Source organism: Actinoplanes sp. KI2 (assembly GCF_025630775.1).
In the GTDB taxonomy this organism is placed as follows: domain Bacteria; phylum Actinomycetota; class Actinomycetes; order Mycobacteriales; family Micromonosporaceae; genus Actinoplanes.
Window position 1 is genome coordinate 118,643 of the sequence record NZ_JAOSZE010000014.1, and the last position, 16,659, is coordinate 135,301.

Annotated in this window: 12 protein-coding genes; 6 read left to right on the plus strand and 6 right to left on the minus strand. The window is 72.4% G+C overall.

Features of this window, described 5'->3' with window-relative positions:
* Positions 1 to 131 precede the first annotated feature (131 nt).
* Positions 132 to 2,627, minus strand: a complete 2,496-nt coding sequence (locus tag ODJ79_RS16710; protein WP_263024375.1) for a bifunctional FO biosynthesis protein CofGH — start codon at positions 2,625 to 2,627, stop codon at positions 132 to 134.
* 158 nt (positions 2,628 to 2,785) lie between these two features.
* Positions 2,786 to 3,868, minus strand: a complete 1,083-nt coding sequence (locus ODJ79_RS16715; RefSeq protein ID WP_263024376.1) for a hypothetical protein — start codon at positions 3,866 to 3,868, stop codon at positions 2,786 to 2,788.
* Between the two features lie 111 nt (positions 3,869 to 3,979).
* Here ODJ79_RS16715 and cofD point away from each other — a divergent pair, with 111 nt between their 5' ends.
* Genes cofD through ODJ79_RS16730 form a run of 3 tightly spaced genes read left to right on the plus strand, consistent with a single transcriptional unit; the run spans position 3,980 to position 6,875 of the window.
* Positions 3,980 to 4,936: a 2-phospho-L-lactate transferase gene (gene cofD / locus ODJ79_RS16720; protein WP_263024377.1), complete on the plus strand. Its 957-nt coding sequence runs from the start codon at positions 3,980 to 3,982 to the stop codon at positions 4,934 to 4,936.
* Entirely contained in the window at positions 4,933 to 6,318 is a 1,386-nt protein-coding gene (locus ODJ79_RS16725) for a coenzyme F420-0:L-glutamate ligase (protein WP_411267327.1), read from the plus strand. The genes cofD and ODJ79_RS16725 overlap by 4 nt, the downstream gene beginning before the upstream one ends.
* The gene (locus ODJ79_RS16730; protein ID WP_263024379.1) at positions 6,315 to 6,875 is read left to right on the plus strand and encodes an NUDIX hydrolase; all 561 of its coding nucleotides are present in this window, start codon (positions 6,315 to 6,317) and stop codon (positions 6,873 to 6,875) included. The genes ODJ79_RS16725 and ODJ79_RS16730 overlap by 4 nt, the downstream gene beginning before the upstream one ends.
* Positions 6,876 to 6,905: 30 nt before the next feature.
* On the opposite strand, the gene ODJ79_RS16735 is transcribed toward ODJ79_RS16730, so the two are convergent.
* Positions 6,906 to 9,014, minus strand: coding sequence for a hypothetical protein (locus ODJ79_RS16735; RefSeq protein WP_263024380.1), 2,109 nt, complete (start codon positions 9,012 to 9,014; stop codon positions 6,906 to 6,908).
* Between the two features lie 244 nt (positions 9,015 to 9,258).
* Here ODJ79_RS16735 and ODJ79_RS16740 point away from each other — a divergent pair, with 244 nt between their 5' ends.
* A complete protein-coding gene (locus ODJ79_RS16740; RefSeq protein ID WP_263024381.1) occupies positions 9,259 to 11,190 on the plus strand; it encodes an acetoacetate--CoA ligase in 1,932 nt (643 codons plus the stop codon).
* 44 nt (positions 11,191 to 11,234) lie between these two features.
* Here ODJ79_RS16740 and ODJ79_RS16745 read toward each other — a convergent pair whose 3' ends face one another.
* Positions 11,235 to 11,963, minus strand: coding sequence for a TIGR03089 family protein (locus tag ODJ79_RS16745; RefSeq protein ID WP_263024382.1), 729 nt, complete (start codon positions 11,961 to 11,963; stop codon positions 11,235 to 11,237).
* Between the two features lie 160 nt (positions 11,964 to 12,123).
* On the opposite strand from ODJ79_RS16745, the gene ODJ79_RS16750 reads away from it, so the two are divergent.
* Together ODJ79_RS16750 and ODJ79_RS16755 are read left to right on the plus strand one after the other, a co-directional pair.
* On the plus strand, positions 12,124 to 13,272 hold the full coding sequence (locus ODJ79_RS16750; protein ID WP_263024383.1) for a glycosyltransferase family 4 protein: 1,149 nt from the start codon (positions 12,124 to 12,126) through the stop codon (positions 13,270 to 13,272).
* Between the two features lie 19 nt (positions 13,273 to 13,291).
* A complete protein-coding gene (locus tag ODJ79_RS16755; RefSeq protein ID WP_263024384.1) occupies positions 13,292 to 14,407 on the plus strand; it encodes a mannose-1-phosphate guanylyltransferase in 1,116 nt (371 codons plus the stop codon).
* Positions 14,408 to 14,426: 19 nt separating this feature from the next.
* Here ODJ79_RS16755 and ODJ79_RS16760 read toward each other — a convergent pair whose 3' ends face one another.
* Both ODJ79_RS16760 and ODJ79_RS16765 read right to left on the minus strand, forming a co-directional pair.
* Complete coding sequence (locus ODJ79_RS16760; RefSeq protein ID WP_263024385.1) at positions 14,427 to 15,620, minus strand: M20 family metallopeptidase; 1,194 nt, start codon at positions 15,618 to 15,620, stop codon at positions 14,427 to 14,429.
* 34 nt (positions 15,621 to 15,654) lie between these two features.
* On the minus strand, positions 15,655 to 16,653 hold the full coding sequence (locus ODJ79_RS16765; RefSeq protein WP_263024386.1) for a sigma-70 family RNA polymerase sigma factor: 999 nt from the start codon (positions 16,651 to 16,653) through the stop codon (positions 15,655 to 15,657).
* Positions 16,654 to 16,659 lie beyond the last annotated feature (6 nt).

Sequence of the window (16,659 nt, forward strand, 5' to 3'; positions counted from 1 at the left end):
AAATAGGCCCGTTTCCCCGGCGCGCCTTCGGCGCGTCGTGGTCCCGTTCCTGCCCTATCTCTCAGGAGCCACACAGGGTTACGCCGCCCTGGCGCGTCGTGCCCAATTTAACCCGATTTGTGACCTTGAAGTTAGCGCCGTCCGTAGACTGTGGTCCGCTCCACTGCCGGGCGGCCGACGGCGGCCGCCAGCTCCTTGAGCTCGGCGACCGTGCGGGCCGAGCCGTGCTCCGAGCCGGCCATCCGGGAGATGGTCTCCTCCATCAGCGTGCCGCCGAGATCGTTGCAGCCGCCGTTGAGCATGACCCGGGTGCCGTCGTCGCCGAGCTTCACCCAGGAGCACTGGACGTTGTCGATCCGGCCGTGCAGCAGGATCCGGGCCATCGCGTGCACCACCCGGTTCTCCCGCCAGGTGGCGCCCGCGCGGGCGATGCCGGCCAGGTAGATCGGCGCGTTCGTGTGGATGAACGGCAGCGCCACGAACTCGGTGAAGCCGCCCGTCTCGTCCTGCACCCCGGCCAGCACCCGGAAGTGGCCCAGCCACTGCCGGGGGTGGTCGACGTGGCCGTACATCATGGTCGAACTGGACCGGATGCCCAGCTGGTGCGCGGTGGTGACCACCTCGACCCAGGTGCTCGCCGGGAGCTTGCCCTTGGTCAGCACCCACCGGACGTCGTCGTCGAGGATCTCGGCGGCCGTGCCCGGGATCGTGTCCAGCCCCGCCTCGCGCAGCTCGGTCAGCCACTCCCGGATCGGGACACCGGCCTTCGCGGCGCCGGTGACGATCTCCATCGGCGAGTACGCGTGGACGTGCATGCCCGGCACCCGCTGCTTCACGGCGCGGACCAGATCGGCGTACGCGGTCACCGGCATTTTCGGGTCGATGCCGCCCTGCATGCAGACCTCGGAGGCGCCGTCCTGCCAGGCCTGCGCGGCCCGGTCGGCGACCTGCTCGACGGAGAGGCGGTAGGCGTCGGCGTCCTGCTCGCGCTGGGCGAACGCGCAGAAGCGGCAGCCCACGTAGCAGACGTTGGTGAAGTTGATGTTCCGGTTGACGACGTACGTGATGTCCTCGCCGTTGACCTCTTTCCGCAGGTCGTCGGCGATGCGGGCCAACTCGTCGAGGGCCGAGCCGTCGGCGTTGAACAGTGCCATCGCCTTGTCCTCATTTTTCGGGGCAAGGAGGGCGGCGGGGTCCTCGGCGGCCAGTTTCAGGCCGGCCAGGACGTCGGTGGGGGTCGACTTCTCGTTGCCGGCCTTGACGTGGGCGGCTACTTCTTTCCAGTCGCCGTAGACGTCGTCAAAATCGGAGCGGCGATCGTCCGTACGCCCCGTGGTGTCGATCGTGGCAAATAGGTCGATCCGGCCATTTCCCGAAATATCATCAGGTTCTTGCCAAGGCTTGCCCTCGGGGTGCGCGTCTTCCCTGGCCAGGCCGTCTGCCTGGGCCAACGCCGCCACGTGCGTAGCCAGCCTCGGGTCGAGCCAGCCCTCGCGCCGCACGTACTCGGGATAGATCGTGAGACGCTCCCGCAGGACAAATCCGGCTTCGGCCGATTTTTCGCGCAACAGCTCGATCTGCGGCCACGGGCGCTCGGGGTTGACGTGGTCAGGCGTCACCGGCGACACGCCGCCCCAATCGTCGATGCCCGCGCGCAGCAGCAGGTCGAACTCGGCGTCGATCAGGTTGGGCGGCGCCTGGATGCGCGCCCGCGGGCCCATGATGATCCGGGCCACCGCCACCGTCGCGGCCAGCTCGCGCAGCTCGGCGTCGGGCATCCCGCGCATCGCCGTGTCCGGCTTCGCGCGGAAGTTCTGAATGATGACCTCTTGGATGTGGCCGAACTCGCGGGCCGTTCGGCGCATCGCGAAGATCGCGTCGACCCGCTCGGCCCGGGTCTCGCCGATGCCGATCAGGATGCCGGTGGTGAACGGGACCCCCACCCGGCCGGCGTCGTCGAGCACCCGCAGGCGCACGGCCGGTTCCTTGTCGGGCGAGCCGTAATGCGGTCCGCCCGGCTCCGACCACAGCCGGGTCGCCGTGGTCTCCAGCATCATCCCCATGCTCGGCGCCACCGGCTTGAGGCGCTGCAGGTCGGCCCAGCTCATCACCCCGGGGTTCAGGTGCGGCAGCAGGCCGGTCTCCTCCAGCACGGCGATCGCGCAGGCGCGCACATAGTCGAGGGTGGAGTCGTAGCCGCGCTCGTCCAGCCACTGCCGGGCGGCCGGCCAGCGCTCCTCGGGACGGTCGCCCAGGGTGAACAGCGCCTCCTTGCAACCCTGCGCGGCGCCCTGGCGGGCGATCTCGAGAACCTCGTCGCGCTCCAGGAACGCGGCCGGCAGGCGATGCGGCACGGTGGCGAACGTGCAGTAGTGACACCGATCGCGGCAGAGCCGGGTCAGCGGGATGAAGACCTTTTTCGAGTACGTGACGACGCCCGGCCGCCCGGCCTCGCGCAGGCCCGCGTCCCGGACGCCGCCGGCGATCGCGAGCAGGTCGTCGAGGCGTTCACCGGTGGCGGCCAGCAAGGCCGTCGCCTCCTCGGCGTTGATCGCCTTGCCGTCGGCGGCGCGCCGCAGGGCACGGCGGATGCTCGCCTCGGTCGGAACCGGTTCCTCCCCGTCCAACCGCCCCGCCGCCGCCCTTGAAGGGACTGAAGACTGCGTGCCCGCAACGTTGACCTCAACCACCAGAGCAGCCTAGGCCCGAAAGCGGCCGGGTGCGGCGCTGGTGCCCGGGCGCGCGCAGTGGCATAGGACACGGCCGCGCCCGGGCATACCGCGTGTCACTGGCGAGGCGGATCGTCCGCGGCCGGGCCGAAGCCGGGGCGCTCGTCACTCAGCTTCTGGGTGCGGTCGTCGGTCGGCACCGGCGGGACGACCTGGGTCGGCTCGGCGACCGGCGGGACGACCTGGGTCGGCTCGGCGACCGGCGGGACGACCTGGGTCGGCTCGGCGACCGGCGGGACGACCTGGGTCGGCTCGGCGACCGGCGGGTAGCCGGCGCCGGCCGGGGCGGCCGAGGTGGGTGCGCCCGAGGCCGGCTGGGCGGCCGGACCCGAGGTCGGCTGGGCCGCAGCGCCCGAGGTCGGCTGGGCGGCCGCGCCCGGTGCCTGCCAGACGGGCTGGGTGGCCGCGGCCTGGCCGGTCGGCTGGTTCCACGGCGGGGCGGGCTGGCCGTACGTGGCCGGAGCGAAGCCCTGCTGGCCCGGGGCCGGCGGGTAGCCGGGAGCGGGCGGCGGCGGGTAGCCCGGACCGGGCGGCGGCGCTGCCGGGTGACCGGGCGGCGGCGCTGCCGGGTGACCGGGCGGCGGCCCGTAGCCGGGCTGGCCCGGGAACGTGCCCGGCTGGTTGAACTGCGGCTGGCCGTACATGCCGGGCTGCGGCTTCGGCCGCGGGGTGTAGAACATGTTGCGCCAGATCTGGTACACCGCGAACGCGGCGACGCCGAAGACGGCGAGCCAGGCGACCCGGTTGAGCAGGCCCTCCAGCGCGCCGCGGGCGCCGCTGGTGTCGGCCTCGTTGATCAAGCCGATCAGCACGCCGAAGACGATGCCGAAGAGCGCCATCACGGCGTACTCGACCGCGGCGCTCACCACGATCAGCTGCGCCTTCGGATGCCGGGGCTGCACCAGCAGGGCGAGCAGCACCGCCGCGAGCGGGAAGCCGATCGTCACCTGGTTGATGAAGCTGCCGAAGCTACTCTGCGTGCGGTAGCCGAACCCGTCCCCGATCAGGTCGACGACCGCCAGGAACAAGAAGACGGCGTTGGCTCCGACCAAGACGTACGCGGCGAGGTCGCGAAGTGGGCGAAGGTACTGGCCGGCCGACTTGACCTCGCCCGGCACGGGCTGCGGTTGGCTGGTCACTGGTTCTCCCTGACGGACGATGGTTGGGTCTGCCCAGCGTAGACCGCCCTCGCAGGAGCCACTCGGTACCCGGCGAGCGGTTTTGTCAGACCCGTGCGGAAGGATGAACACATGCGGATCGTGGTTCTCTCCGGTGGCATCGGCGGCGCCAAGTTTCTCGTCGGTGTGCGTGCCCACGCCCGGGCCATCGGCGCCGACGTCACGGCGGTGGTCAACGTCGGCGACGACGTGCGGCTGCATGGCCTGCAGATCTGCCCCGATCTCGACAGCGTGATGTATACGTTGGGCGGCGCGCACGACCCCGAGCGGGGCTGGGGCCGCCTCGGCGAGTCCTGGGTGGTGAAACAGGAGCTTGCCGCCTACGGCGTCGAGCCGTCGTGGTTCGGCCTGGGCGACAAGGACATCGCCACCCATCTCGTACGCACCCAGATGCTCGCCGCCGGTTTTCCGCTGTCCCAGGTGACCGCGGCGCTGTGCGAGCGCTGGAAACCGGGGCTGGCGATGCTCCCGGCCACCGACGACCGGCTCGAGACGCATGTGGTGGTCGACGTCGACGGCGAGCGCAAGGCGATCCACTTCCAGGAGTGGTGGGTCCGCTACCGCGGGGAGGTGCCGACTCATCGGTTCGTGTTCGTCGGCGCCGACGCGGCCAAACCGGCCCCCGGCGTGGTCGACGCGATCGCCGCGGCCGACGTGGTGCTGATCGCCCCGAGCAACCCGGTGGTCAGCATCGCCCCGATCCTCGCCGTCGACCCGATCCGGGACGCGGTCGCGGGCGGCCCGGCCCCGGTCGTCGGCGTCTCCCCGATCATCGGCGACTCCCCGATCCGCGGCATGGCCGACAAGTGCCTGGCCACCCTCGGCGTCGAGGTGAGCGCGGCCGGCGTCGGCGCGCTGTACGGCGCCCGCACCGACAACGGCCTGCTGGACGGCTGGCTGGTCGACACCGCCGACGCGGGCGCCGCGGTGCCCGGCGTCTCGGTCCGGGCGGTCCCGCTCTGGATGAGCTCCGAGGAGGCGACGGCCCAGATGGTCGCCGACGCGCTGTCCCTGGCCGGCGTCGCGTGACGCTCGACGGCTTGGAGATCCGGCCGGTCCGCGGCATCGGCGACGTCACGCCCGGCGACGACCTGGTCGAGCTGATCGCCGCCGCGGCGCCGTGGCTCGCCGACGGGGACGTCCTGGTGGTGACCAGCAAGATCGTCTCGAAGTCCGAGGGCCGGCTCGTCGAGGTCCCGGCCGACGGCCCCGAGCGCGACGCGGCCCGCGCGACCGCACTGGCCGCCGAGACCCGCCGGGTGGTGGCCCGGCGCGGCCCGACCACGATCGTGCAGACCCACCACGGGTTCGTGATGGCGGCGGCCGGCATCGACGCGTCCAACGTCGACAAGACCCACCTGGTCCTGCTGCCCGCCGACCCCGATGCGTCGGCCCGCCGGCTGCGGGACGGCTTCCGCGCCCGGGGCCTGGCGGTGGCCGTCGTGGTCTCCGACACGATGGGTCGCGCCTGGCGAAACGGGCTGACCGACGTGGCGCTGGGCGCGGCGGGGATAGCGCCGTTCCGCGACCATCGCGGCGAGACCGACCCGTACGGCAACGAGCTGCAGCTCACCCAGATGGCCGTGATCGACGAGTTGGCCGCGGCGGGCGAGCTGGTCAAGGGCAAATGCGACCAGGTGCCGGTGGCGGTCGTGCGCGGCTTCCTCGCCACACCCGGCGCCTCGCTCTCGGCCGACGTCACCCACGCGGCCTTCCCTCCCCCGCCCAGCGGTCTCCAAGCCGACGCGGGCCCCGATGCGGACGCGGGCGCGGCGGCCCTGCTCCGCGATGCGGCCAGCGACATGTTCAGCCTCGGGACGGCAGAGGCGCGCGCGGCCGGCCTGCTCGACGCCGCCCAACTGCCCGAGGAGGCGCATCTGCCCGGCGTCCCGGTCGACCCGGCGGCGATCGAGCGCGCGCTGACCGCGGTGGCCGGCGTGCTGAGCCACGCGACGACCGTGACGTCCGACGAGGTCCTCCCGCACAACGGGGTCACCACGGCGCTGCACCTCGCCACCCTCGACACCAGCCCGGCCGGCTTGATGCGCCTGGGAGCCGACGCCCACCGGCTGCGGGCCGCCCTGGCCGCCGAGTCGATCGTGACGGTCGCGCTCCCCCACGAGGACGGCATCCGGCTCGGCCTCTCCGGCCTGGAGGCCCCGGGTGGCGTTCAGCTCGGCCACTCCGGCCCGGAGGCCGCGGGTGACGCCCGGCTGGGCCACACCGGCCCGGAAGCCGCGGGTGACGCCCGACTGGGCCACACCAGCCCGGAAGCCGCGCACGGCGCCCGACACGGCCACACCGGCCCGGACGCCGCCGGCGGCGCCCGACACGGCCACACCGGCCCGGAAGCCGCCGGCGGCGCCCGACACGGCCACTCCGGCCCGGACGCCGCGGACGGCGCCGCATGAACGAAGGGTTGTATGCGGACGCGGTCCGGGTGCTGAGCGAGTGGGCGGCGACCACCGACGAGGGCGACCTGGCTCGGAAGCGGACGCTGGAGCTGCTGTCCGCCGGCCCCGAGGCGATGACGCGGGCGCATCGGGCCGGGCACGTCACGGCCAGCGCCCTGGTCGTCGACGGCGACGGGCGGGTGCTGCTCTGCCTGCACCGGCGGCTCGGCAAGTGGATGCAGCTCGGCGGCCACTGCGAGCCGGGCGACGCCACGCTGGCCGCGGCGGCCCTCCGGGAGGCCACCGAGGAGTCCGGCATCGACGGCCTGGTCCTCGACCCCACGCCGATCGACGTCGACGTGCACGACGTCCGCTGCGGCGCCGGCGACGGCACACCGGCGACCGCCTCCACCCACTTCGACGTGCGCTTCTTGGTGCGCTGCCCGCCCGGCGCGACCGAGCGAATCAGCGAGGAGTCGTCGGCACTCGAGTGGTTCCGCCCCGACGCGCTGCCCACGCCTCTAGCCTCGGCGACCGCCCGCCAGATCCCGCCGGCCCTCGCCCGCCTGGCCTGACAAGCCGCACCGCTCGGCGCTGGGGCGGCGTTACTCCTCGGCGCTGGGGCGGCGCTGGGCCACGATCTCGACGCGGGTGGTCTCGTCGGCGGGGTCGTCCGGAGGACGTTCCATCTTCATGACCGTCATCGAGCGGCTGTGGGTCTCGGCGGCCTCGTCCCCGTTCAACAGCGACAGCGTGAGGGGACTGGTCGGGTCGTCCGCGAAGTTGGCGGCCTCGGCGTCAGCGATCGACGTAGGGACCTTGGCGTTGACCGCCGGCGTTGTCCCCGTCGGGGTCGGCGCGGCGTCCGTCGGCGTGGCCTCGGTCGGCGCCGGCGCGGCGTCCGTCGGCGCGGCATCCGTCGGCGCGGCATCCGTCGGCGCGGCATCCGTCGGCGCGGCATCCGTCGGCGCGGCGTCCGTCGGCGTGGCCTCGGTTGGCTTCGGCGTTGGGGTGGCGTCGGTCGGCGCGGTCTCGGTCGGGATTGACGGCTCGGGGTCGGTGGGCGGTGGGGGCGTTGCGTCGCGGAGGGTGGGGGCGCGGAAGGCCAGCACGTCGCCGCGGTCGTCCGGGCGGGTGACCAGGGCCGGGCGGATTACCTGGGTCTTCTCGTCGTCGACCGCCTTGCCGGCCAGGCGGATCACCTGGGTCTCGTCGCCGCCCACGTCGCCGGTCGCTCGGTTGGAGAGGTCGCGGGTTCGCTGACCGGGTTCCGCATCCGGCGAGCGCACCGGGAACTGCAACACCTGCGGCAGGCGGATGACCCGGGTCTTCTCCTCGGGATCGGCCGTCGGGAACGGGACCACCTCGGCCACCGGGAGGCGCACGACCTGGGTCCGCTCGCCGTTGTCGGCCGCCGGGAGCCGGACCACCTGGGTCTTGTCTCCGTTGTCCGCCATCGGCAGCCGAATGACCTCGGTCCGGTCCGCCCCAGCCACCGGACTGGCCACGGTCGAGTCGTCCTCTTCTGCCTCGCTCCCGTCCGCGTCGCCTTCGTCCGCGTCGCCCTCGCCCTCGCCCTCGTCGCCCTCGCCCGCTTTCGCGGTCGGCTCCTCGTCGGCCGGCGCATCGGCGGCTGGCGCATCAGCGGCTGGCGCATCGGCGGCTGGCGCGACGACGGTCTCGGGCTCTTGGTCGGCGGCGGCCGTCGGCTTGGTGGGCTCGTCGTCCTCCACCGGTTCGGCCTCGGGCACCTCATCGGCCTCCGACGCGACGACGGTCGTGGTCGGCTCCTCGTCGGCGGCGGGCTCGGTCACCTCGTCGGCCACCGATTCTGCGGTGGCGACAGTCTCCGTGGGCTCCTCGTCGAGGGTGATCGTGGGCTCGCCGGGCGATACGTCCACGACGGTGATTGGCTCTTCCGCCGGCGGCGTGGGGGTCGAGGCGACCGTGTCCTCGTCGGCGGCGGCGACCGTGGCCAGGGCCTTCGGCATCGCCCACGCGATTGTCGGGTCCTCGTCCACGACCGGGCCCGAGACGGCAGCCGGGGCCGAGACCATCGCTAGGCCCGAGACCATGGCCGGACCCGGGACCATGGCCGCGCCGGGGACCGTGGCGCCCGGGACCATGGCCGCGCCGGGGACCACGGCCGTCGTCGAATCGGCGGAGGGGAGGCGCAGGGCCGTCGTCGGGTCGGGGTCGGTGACGCCGTGGCCCACGCCGATCACCGTGGTCTGGGCGATCGACAGGGGCATCCCGTACGCGGGCGCCGCCCCGTGGGCCCGGCCGATGGGGCCGATCAGAGGCAGGACGGGCGGCTCGTACTTCGCCCAGCGGCGCGCGCTCAACGCCGTACAGATCAATGGCACCGCAAGGATCGCGGCCAGGCCGTAACCCGGACGCGAAAGGTCGAATCCTTCCTTGACCACCGCCGGTGGCCAGATGTCGGCGTAAGCCGACGGCGCGGTCAGCGCCCACGCCGAGAGCGCCAGGTAGACGACGCCGGCCAGCAGCGGGCCGGCCGGTGAGAACGGGCCGAGCACGAGGATGCCGTAGGCGGCCCCGGCCAGCAGCAACAGCAGCAGGCCGGTGAAGTTCTCCACGGCGAAACCGTCACGGCCGCGCGCGGTCAGGTCGCCGGTCAGCCCCACGGCGGTCAGCACCCAGGCTGCCGGCGCCAGGACGAGCGAATACAGGATCGACCTGATGTGGCGCACGGTTCTCTCCCCGGGTGGTTCTGTCTCCAGGACGCTACCCGCGCCGGGCAAGTAGCCGTCCCGACCGACTGCACCAGCAGCGGCGGCCGGTCGGTTCGGCCGGGCGGGCACGATTGACGGCCGATCAGCCAGCGCGGCCGGACACATATCTCGCGGCGGCCTTGTGTCGGCCGGCGCCATGGACGGCACCACGACGGTTTCGAGACGCTCTGAAGCCGGGCTGAACAAAAGTTAAGGTGTGTGCATGACGGGCACAGTGTTGTGGCAACCGCCGGCCGACGTTCGCGAGACCACTCGCATCGGCGACTATCTGCGCTGGCTGGAGCAGCGCGGCCACCGCTTCGGCGACTACGCCGGGCTGTGGGAGTGGTCGGTGAACGACCTGGCCGGGTTCTGGCAGTCGATCTGGGACTACTTCGAGGTCATCAGCCACGATCCACCCACCGCCGTGCTGGCCGACGCCACCATGCCGGGTGCCCGGTGGTTCCCGGGCGCCACGGTGAACTACGCCGAGCACGTCCTGCGCATGCCGGGTCTCGCGGACGACGAGACCGTGGTCCTCGCGTACTCGCAAAGTCGTGAGCCGATCCGGCTGAGCGCGCGGCAGCTGCGCGACCAGGTGCGCAGCGTGCGTGCCGGGCTGAAGGCCCGCGGGGTCGGCAAGGGTGACCGGGTTGCCGCCTATGCCCCGAACATCCCGGAAACCTACATTCTGATGCTCGCTACCACGAGCCTCGGCGCGATCTTCTCGTCCTGCGCGCCGGAGTTCGGCAGCCGGAGCGTGATCGACCGGTGGAGCCAGATCGAGCCGAAGGTGCTGGTCGCGGTCGACGGCTACCGGTACGGCGACAAGCCGATCTCGCGCACGGCCGAGGTCGACGCGATCACCGCCGCGATCCCGTCGATCGAGCACGTGATCACCATCGGTTACCTCGACTCGCTGAAGGGCAACTGGGCTCAGCTGCACGGGGACGAGCCGATGGCGTTCGAGCCGGTGCCCTTCGATCACCCGCTGTACGTGCTGTACAGCTCGGGGACGACCGGCCTGCCCAAGCCGATCGTGCACGGGCACGGCGGCATCCTGCTGGAGCACCTCAAGATCCTGGCGCTGCACCACGATCTGGGCCCGGGTGATCGGTTCTTCTGGTTCACCACGACCGGGTGGATGATGTGGAACTTCCTGGTCAGCGGCCCGGCGGTCGGTGCCTCGATCGTGTTCTTCGACGGCAACCCGGCATTTCCTGATTTGTCGGCTTTGTGGGATCTGGTGGACGAGGCCGGCATCTCGTACTTCGGCACCAGCGCGCCGTTCCTCATGGCCTGCCGCAAGGCGGGGCTACGTCCGGACAAGCCCGGGCTCAAGGCGGTCGGCTCGACCGGCGCGCCCCTCCCGCCGGAGGGCTTCGACTGGGTCTACGAGGCGGTCGGCTCCGGCCTGCAGCTGCAGTCGCTCTCCGGCGGCACCGACGTGTGCACGGGCTTCGTGGGAGCGTCGCCGCTGCACCCGGTGACCGAGGGCGTGATCGCCTGCCGCTGCCTGGGCGCGAAGGTGGAGGCGTACGACCCCTCCGGTGAGCCCGTGATCGATCAGCTGGGCGAGCTCGTGATCACCGCGCCGATGCCGAGCATGCCGGTCGGCTTCTGGAACGATCCGGACGGCAAGCGGTATCGCGAGGCGTACTTCGACGTCTTCCCGGGGGTGTGGCGGCACGGCGACTGGATCACGATCGGCGCCGACGGCACCTGCGTGATCACCGGGCGCTCGGACGCGACGCTCAACCGCGGCGGCGTACGCCTGGGCACCGCCGAGTTCTACTCGGTCGTCGAGGGCCTGGACGAGATCGTCGACTCGGTCGTGGTGCACCTCGAGCAGCACGACAACCCGAACGGCGAGCTGCTGCTGTTCGTGGTGCTCGCCGAGGGCCGCGAACTCGACGACGAGCTGACCGGCCGGATCCGCCGGGAGCTGCGGACCGCCCTGTCGCCGCGGCACATCCCGGACGAGATCTACCAGGTACGGGCGGTGCCCCGGACGCTGTCGGCGAAGAAGCTCGAGGTGCCGGTGAAGCGCATCCTGACCGGCACCCCGGTCGAGTCGGCGGCGGCGAAGGGCGCGCTGGCCAACCCCGAGTCGCTGGTCGCGTTCGAGGAGCTCGCCGCCAAGCGGTCCCGTTAGCTCGCCGCCAAGCGGTCCCGTCAACTCGCCGCCAAGCGGTCCCGTTAAGCGGTCAGCACAACGGTGACCTTCTCGGCGGTGGTGCGGGCCTCCAGCTTGGCCGGGTGCAGGTTGGCGCACAGCACCACCGACGCGCCCACCACCAGCGGCGCGAAGAGCCAGTCGATCGGGCCCGGATAGGCGCGTGCGTCGATCAGCACCCGGTCGCCGCCGGTGATGCCGAGCTCGGCCGCCCGCTCGGTGGCCGTGCGCATCACCGCCAGGTGGCTCAGCTCGATCGGGCTGGCCAGGGCTCGACTGTCCGGGGTCACCGGCGCGCCGCCGAAGTGGTCGCCGTAGTTGCGAACGTCTGTCACATAGTCGACAAAACCCGGGGGCACCTCGCGCAGCGGCATGGCGAGCGGCAGCAGCCCGGTCGCGTACCGGTCGACGGCCGCCCAGGCCGCCGCCTCGCCGGCCTGCGCCGGGGTCATGAACAGGGCATCCACCGGCTGCGGGCGGCCGGGAAGTGCGACCGAGAGACCGGCCTCGGACACCCCGAGGAGGATCGCCGCGGTCTGCCAATGCGGCGGCAGGAGGACCGCGACCGTTTCGCCGCCGCTCAGCCCGAGGCCGTCGACCAGCAGGTTGGCCGTCTTGGAAACCCAGTTCTCCAGGGTCGCGCCGGACAGCTCGGTGCGGTCGCCGGTGGCGTCGTCGTACCAGGTCAGCAGGGGCGTCGTCGGATCACGGCGGACCGCTGACGAGAGGGCCTGCGGGATCGTGGTGTACACCCGATCAACGATAGTGGCGTCACCGTATGTAACTGATCCTGAACGGGCGATGAGGTTACCGAAACGCTTCGAAACAGGCGGTGTCGCGGTCACATGCCCGATGCATTCCGGGCGTAGGCTTGCCAGTGGTCTGAATTACAACCTCTTTGGGAGTTGCCTCGTGACCGCCGGTCGCCCCCCGCGAGTGCTCGTCGACGCCACCAGCGTCCCCGCTGATCGAGGAGGAGTCGGCAGATACGTCGACGGTCTCCTCGGCGCCCTCGGCCGGATGGGCCCCGAGAGGGTCGATCTCGCCGTCGTGGCGCAGCGGTCGGATGCGGAGCGTTACAGCCGCATGCTCGGTGACGCCGAAGTGATCGCCGGCCCGGCCGCGGTCGCCCATCGGCCCGCCCGGCTCGCCTGGGAGCAGACCGGGCTGCCGCTGCTCGCCCAGCAGGTCGGCGCCAAGGTGCTGCATTCGCCGTTCTACACCTGCCCGCTGCGGGCCGGCTGCCCGGTGACGGTGACCGTGCACGACGCCACCTTCTTCACCGAGCCGGAGCACTACGACAACACCAAGCGGACCTTCTTCCGCAGCGCGATCAAGACGTCGCTGCGGCGGGCCGCCCGGGTCATCGTGCCGAGCAAGGCGACGCGGGACGAGCTGATCCGCCTGCTCGACGCCGATCCGACCCGGATCGACGTCGCCTACCACGGTGTCGACGGCGCCGCCTTCCACGCCCCGTCCGACGAGGAGAAGGCCCGCGTCCGGGCCCGCCTCGGCCTGGGCGACGCCGGCTACGTCGCGTTCCTCGGCGCCAAGGAGCCGCGGAAGAACGTGCCCAACCTGATCCGCGGCTGGGCGCGCGCGGTGGCCGACTGGCCGCACCCGCCGGCCCTGGTGCTGGCCGGCGGCCAGGGCCACGACGACGAGATCGACCGCGCGGTCGCCGAGGTCCCGCCGCACCTGCGCCTGCTGCGCCCGGGCTATCTGCGCTACGCCGACCTGCCGGGCTTCCTCGGCGGCGCGCTGGTGGCCTGCTACCCGTCCTTCGGCGAGGGCTTCGGGCTGCCGATCCTCGAGGCGATGGCGTGCGCGACGCCGGTGCTCACCACCCCGCGCCTGTCGCTGCCCGAGGTCGGCGGCGACGCGGTGGCGTACACGACGGAGGACCCCGACCGGATCGCGTCCGACCTGGCCGATCTGCTGCACGACGAGCAGCGCCGGCTGACCCTGGCAAAGGCCGGGTTCGACCGGGCCAAGGAGTTCACCTGGGCGTCCAGCGCCGAAGTACATGTCACAACGTGGAAACGGGTAGCCGCCGGATAAGCCACTAAACTCTGTGCGCATGACTGAGCATTGGGGTGCGCTGTACGGCGTTGTGCTGGCCGGCGGCACCGGAACGCGACTCTGGCCGCTCTCCCGAGCCGGCCACCCGAAGTTCCTGCACCCGCTGACCGGCACGGAAGCGTCGTTGCTGCAAGCCACGGTCGACCGTCTCGACCTGCTCGCTCCGTCTGACCGGATCTTCGTGGTGACCGGCGTGGCGCACGCCGCCGCGGTCTCCCGCCAGCTGGCCTCCGTCCCCGACGAGAACGTGCTGGTCGAGCCCTCCCCGCGGGACTCCTGCGCGGCGATCGCGCTGGCCGCCGCGGTGATCGCCCGCCGCGATCCGGAGGCGCTGATGGGCTCCTTCGCCTCCGACCACCTGATCGCCGACAAGGCGGCGTTCACCGAGGTCATCAAGCAGGCGATGGCGGGCGCGCGGCAGGGCCTGCTGATGACGCTGGGCATCACCCCGACCCGCCCGGAGACCGGTTACGGCTACCTCGAGTGTGGCTCGCCGGTCGGCGACGGCCCGGTGTCGGTGGTCGAGGAGTTCAAGGAGAAGCCCTCGTACGACGTGGCCGAGAGCTACGTGAAATCGGGTAACTACCTGTGGAATGCCGGCATGTTCGTCTGGCGGGTCGACGTCTTCCTCGCCGAGCTGTCCCGCCAGCAGCCGCAGCTCGCGGCCGGCATCTCCCGGATCGCGCAGGCCTGGGACTCGCCGGAGCGTGAGGATGTGCTCGGCGAGGTGTGGCCGACGCTGCCGCGCATCTCGGTCGACTACGCGGTGATGGAGGGCGCGGCCACGGTCGGCCGGGTCGGCACCGTGCCGGGCGACTTCGGCTGGAACGACGTCGGCGACTTCCACACGCTCGGCGAGGTGCTCGCCTCCGACCACGCCGGCAACGTGGTCGTGGGACGCAACGACGAGTCGAAGCCGGGCGTGCTGCTGCACGAGACCGAGGGACTCGTGGTGGTGCCGACGACCGGCCGGCTGGTGGCCGCGATGGGCGTCCGCGATCTGGTCATCGTGGACACCCCCGACGCGGTGCTGGTCTGCCCTCGCGACCGGGCCCAGGAGGTCAGGAACCTGGTCGACCGGCTCAAGGATTCCGGCGAGCTGAGCTACATCTGATTCGGGCCGCCCACGGCTGTCACGCCTCGGCCAGTCGTCGGGCCGCCAGCTCGGCGAGCAGCACCGCGCAGATCGGCACGCTGCCGTCGTCGAACAAGGCCCCCGGCGAGTGGTTCATCGCGGCCGCGTGCGGGTCGATGCCCGGCGGCACCGCACCGACGCCGAGGTAGGCGCCGGGCACCCGGTCGAGAACGAACGCGAAGTCCTCCGAGGCGGCCATCGGGCGCTGCATGGTGATCGCCCGCTCCGGGCCGACCAGCCCGGTCGCGGCACGTAGCGCGAAGGCGGTCTCGGCGGCATCGTTGACCGTGACCGGGTACTGCTCCCGGTAGTCGATGTCGGCCCGCACCCGGTGCGCGTCGGCGATCCCCCGCACCACCCGGTGAAAGCCGTCCCGGATCGCCTGCTGGGTGGCGCTCGAGAAGGAGCGGATCGTCGCCTCGAACCGCCCGGAGCCGGGAATCACGTTGCCGGCCGAGCCCGCGTGGATCGAGCCCACCGTGATCACCGCCGGGTCGAAGGCGTCGATCGAGCGGGTGACCATCGTCTGCAGGGCGGTGACCATCTCGCACATCGCCGGGACCGGGTCGGTGGCCTGGTGCGGCAGGGATCCGTGGCCGCCGGCGCCGGTGACGGTCACGGTCGCCGCGGCGCAGGCGGACATCATGGTGCCGGGCCGGGTGCCGACCACCCCGAACGGGGTGCCCGCGGAGCTCACATGCACCGCGTACGCCGCGACGACGCGATCGCCGGCCGCGTCCAGCACGCCCTCCTCGATCATCAGACGGGCGCCGCCGTAGCCCTCCTCGCCGGGCTGGAACATGAAGACCACGTCGCCGGCCAGGTCGGCGCGTCGTTCGGCAAGCAACCGGGCCGCTCCGACGAGCGCGGCGGTGTGCACGTCGTGCCCGCAGGCGTGCATCCGGCCGGGCAGCCGGGACGCGTAGTCGAGATCGTTCTCCTCGGTGACCGGCAGCGCGTCCATGTCGCCGCGCAGCAGCACCGCCGGGCCGCTCCGGCCGCCCCGCAGGACCGCCGTCACCGAGGTGAGCGACGCCCCGATCGTGATCTCCAGCGGCAGGCCGTCGAGCGCGGCCAGCACCTTGGCCTGGGTGAGCGGCAGGTCCAGCCCCAGTTCGGGCTCGCGGTGCAGCGCGTGGCGGAGGGCGATCAGGCGATCGGCCGGCGGCCGGCCGTCCTCGAGTGTGAACATCCCGACATGATCGCAAGACCGCGGACCGTACGGGTCATCCATGGTCGGCGGGCATCGTCTCCGGCAGGCCGAAGTAGGGCATCGCGCTGGTGTCGAACCGGGTGATGGCGCTGATCCGGTCGCCGTCGAGGGTGAGCACCAGCACGCCACGCGTGCGGCCGACCGGCTCACCGTCGTCGTACCCGTACGTGATGAAGGCCGGCTGGCCGTTCGCGGAGGTCGCGACGAGCCGGTAGCGGCGGGCGCCCTGGCGGAACGCCACCAGCCGCATGAACTCCCCGATGGCCTGGCGGCCCTGGTACTCCTGCGGTGCGGGCGGCATGGTCAGCCACGCGTCGTCGGTGAGCAGGGAGACCATCGCCGGCACGTCGCCGCGTTCCATGGCGTCGGCGAAGGCACCGGCCAGCGCCCGCTCTTCCGCGCCGCCCGCCCGCGCCGGGCGTTCGTGCGGCATCGCCGCCCGGGCGCGCTTGAGCGCGCTGGTCACCGACTCCGGCGTGGTGTCCAGCATCTGCGCCACCTCGGCCGCGCGGAAGCCGAGCACGTCGCGAAGCACCAGGACCGCGCGCTGCCGCGGTGGCAGCGCCTGCATCGCGGTCACGAACGCCAGCGAGATCGCCTCCCGGCGCTCCACCCGTGCCTCGGGACCGGGAGCGGTGTCCGGCACGCCGTCGAGCAGCGAATCCGGGTACGGCTGCAGCCAGCTCGGCTCGACCAGGCGGGTCGGTGGTGGCGGCGCGGTCCCGAACGCGGCGCCCGTGCGCGGGCGCCTGCTGCCGCCCCGCAGGGCGTTCAGGCATCGGTTGGTGGCAATCCGGTAGAGCCAGGACCGGACCGAGGCGCGGCCCTCGTACCCGTCAAACCCGCGCCACGCGGCCATCATGGTCTCCTGCACCACGTCCTCGGCATCCTGCACCGAGCCGAGCATCCGGTAGCAGTGCACGTGCAGCTCCCGCCGGTGCGGCTCGACGAGCGCCCGGAACGACTCCCCGTCGCCGGCCCGCGCGGCGGTCAGCAGATCCCCGGTCACCATCGCATC

What these genes read in the sequence shown, in the direction of transcription:
- ODJ79_RS16760 (WP_263024385.1), bottom strand. Translation starts at nt 15,620, where the DNA reads ATGTTCACACTCGAGGACGGCCGGCCGCCGGCCGATCGCCTGATCGCC.
- ODJ79_RS16755 (WP_263024384.1), top strand. Translation starts at nt 13,292, where the DNA reads ATGACTGAGCATTGGGGTGCGCTGTACGGCGTTGTGCTGGCCGGCGGC.
- cofD (WP_263024377.1), top strand. Translation starts at nt 3,980, where the DNA reads ATGCGGATCGTGGTTCTCTCCGGTGGCATCGGCGGCGCCAAGTTTCTC.
- ODJ79_RS16765 (WP_263024386.1), bottom strand. Translation starts at nt 16,653, where the DNA reads ATGGTGACCGGGGATCTGCTGACCGCCGCGCGGGCCGGCGACGGGGAG.
- ODJ79_RS16740 (WP_263024381.1), top strand. Translation starts at nt 9,259, where the DNA reads ATGACGGGCACAGTGTTGTGGCAACCGCCGGCCGACGTTCGCGAGACC.
- ODJ79_RS16730 (WP_263024379.1), top strand. Translation starts at nt 6,315, where the DNA reads ATGAACGAAGGGTTGTATGCGGACGCGGTCCGGGTGCTGAGCGAGTGG.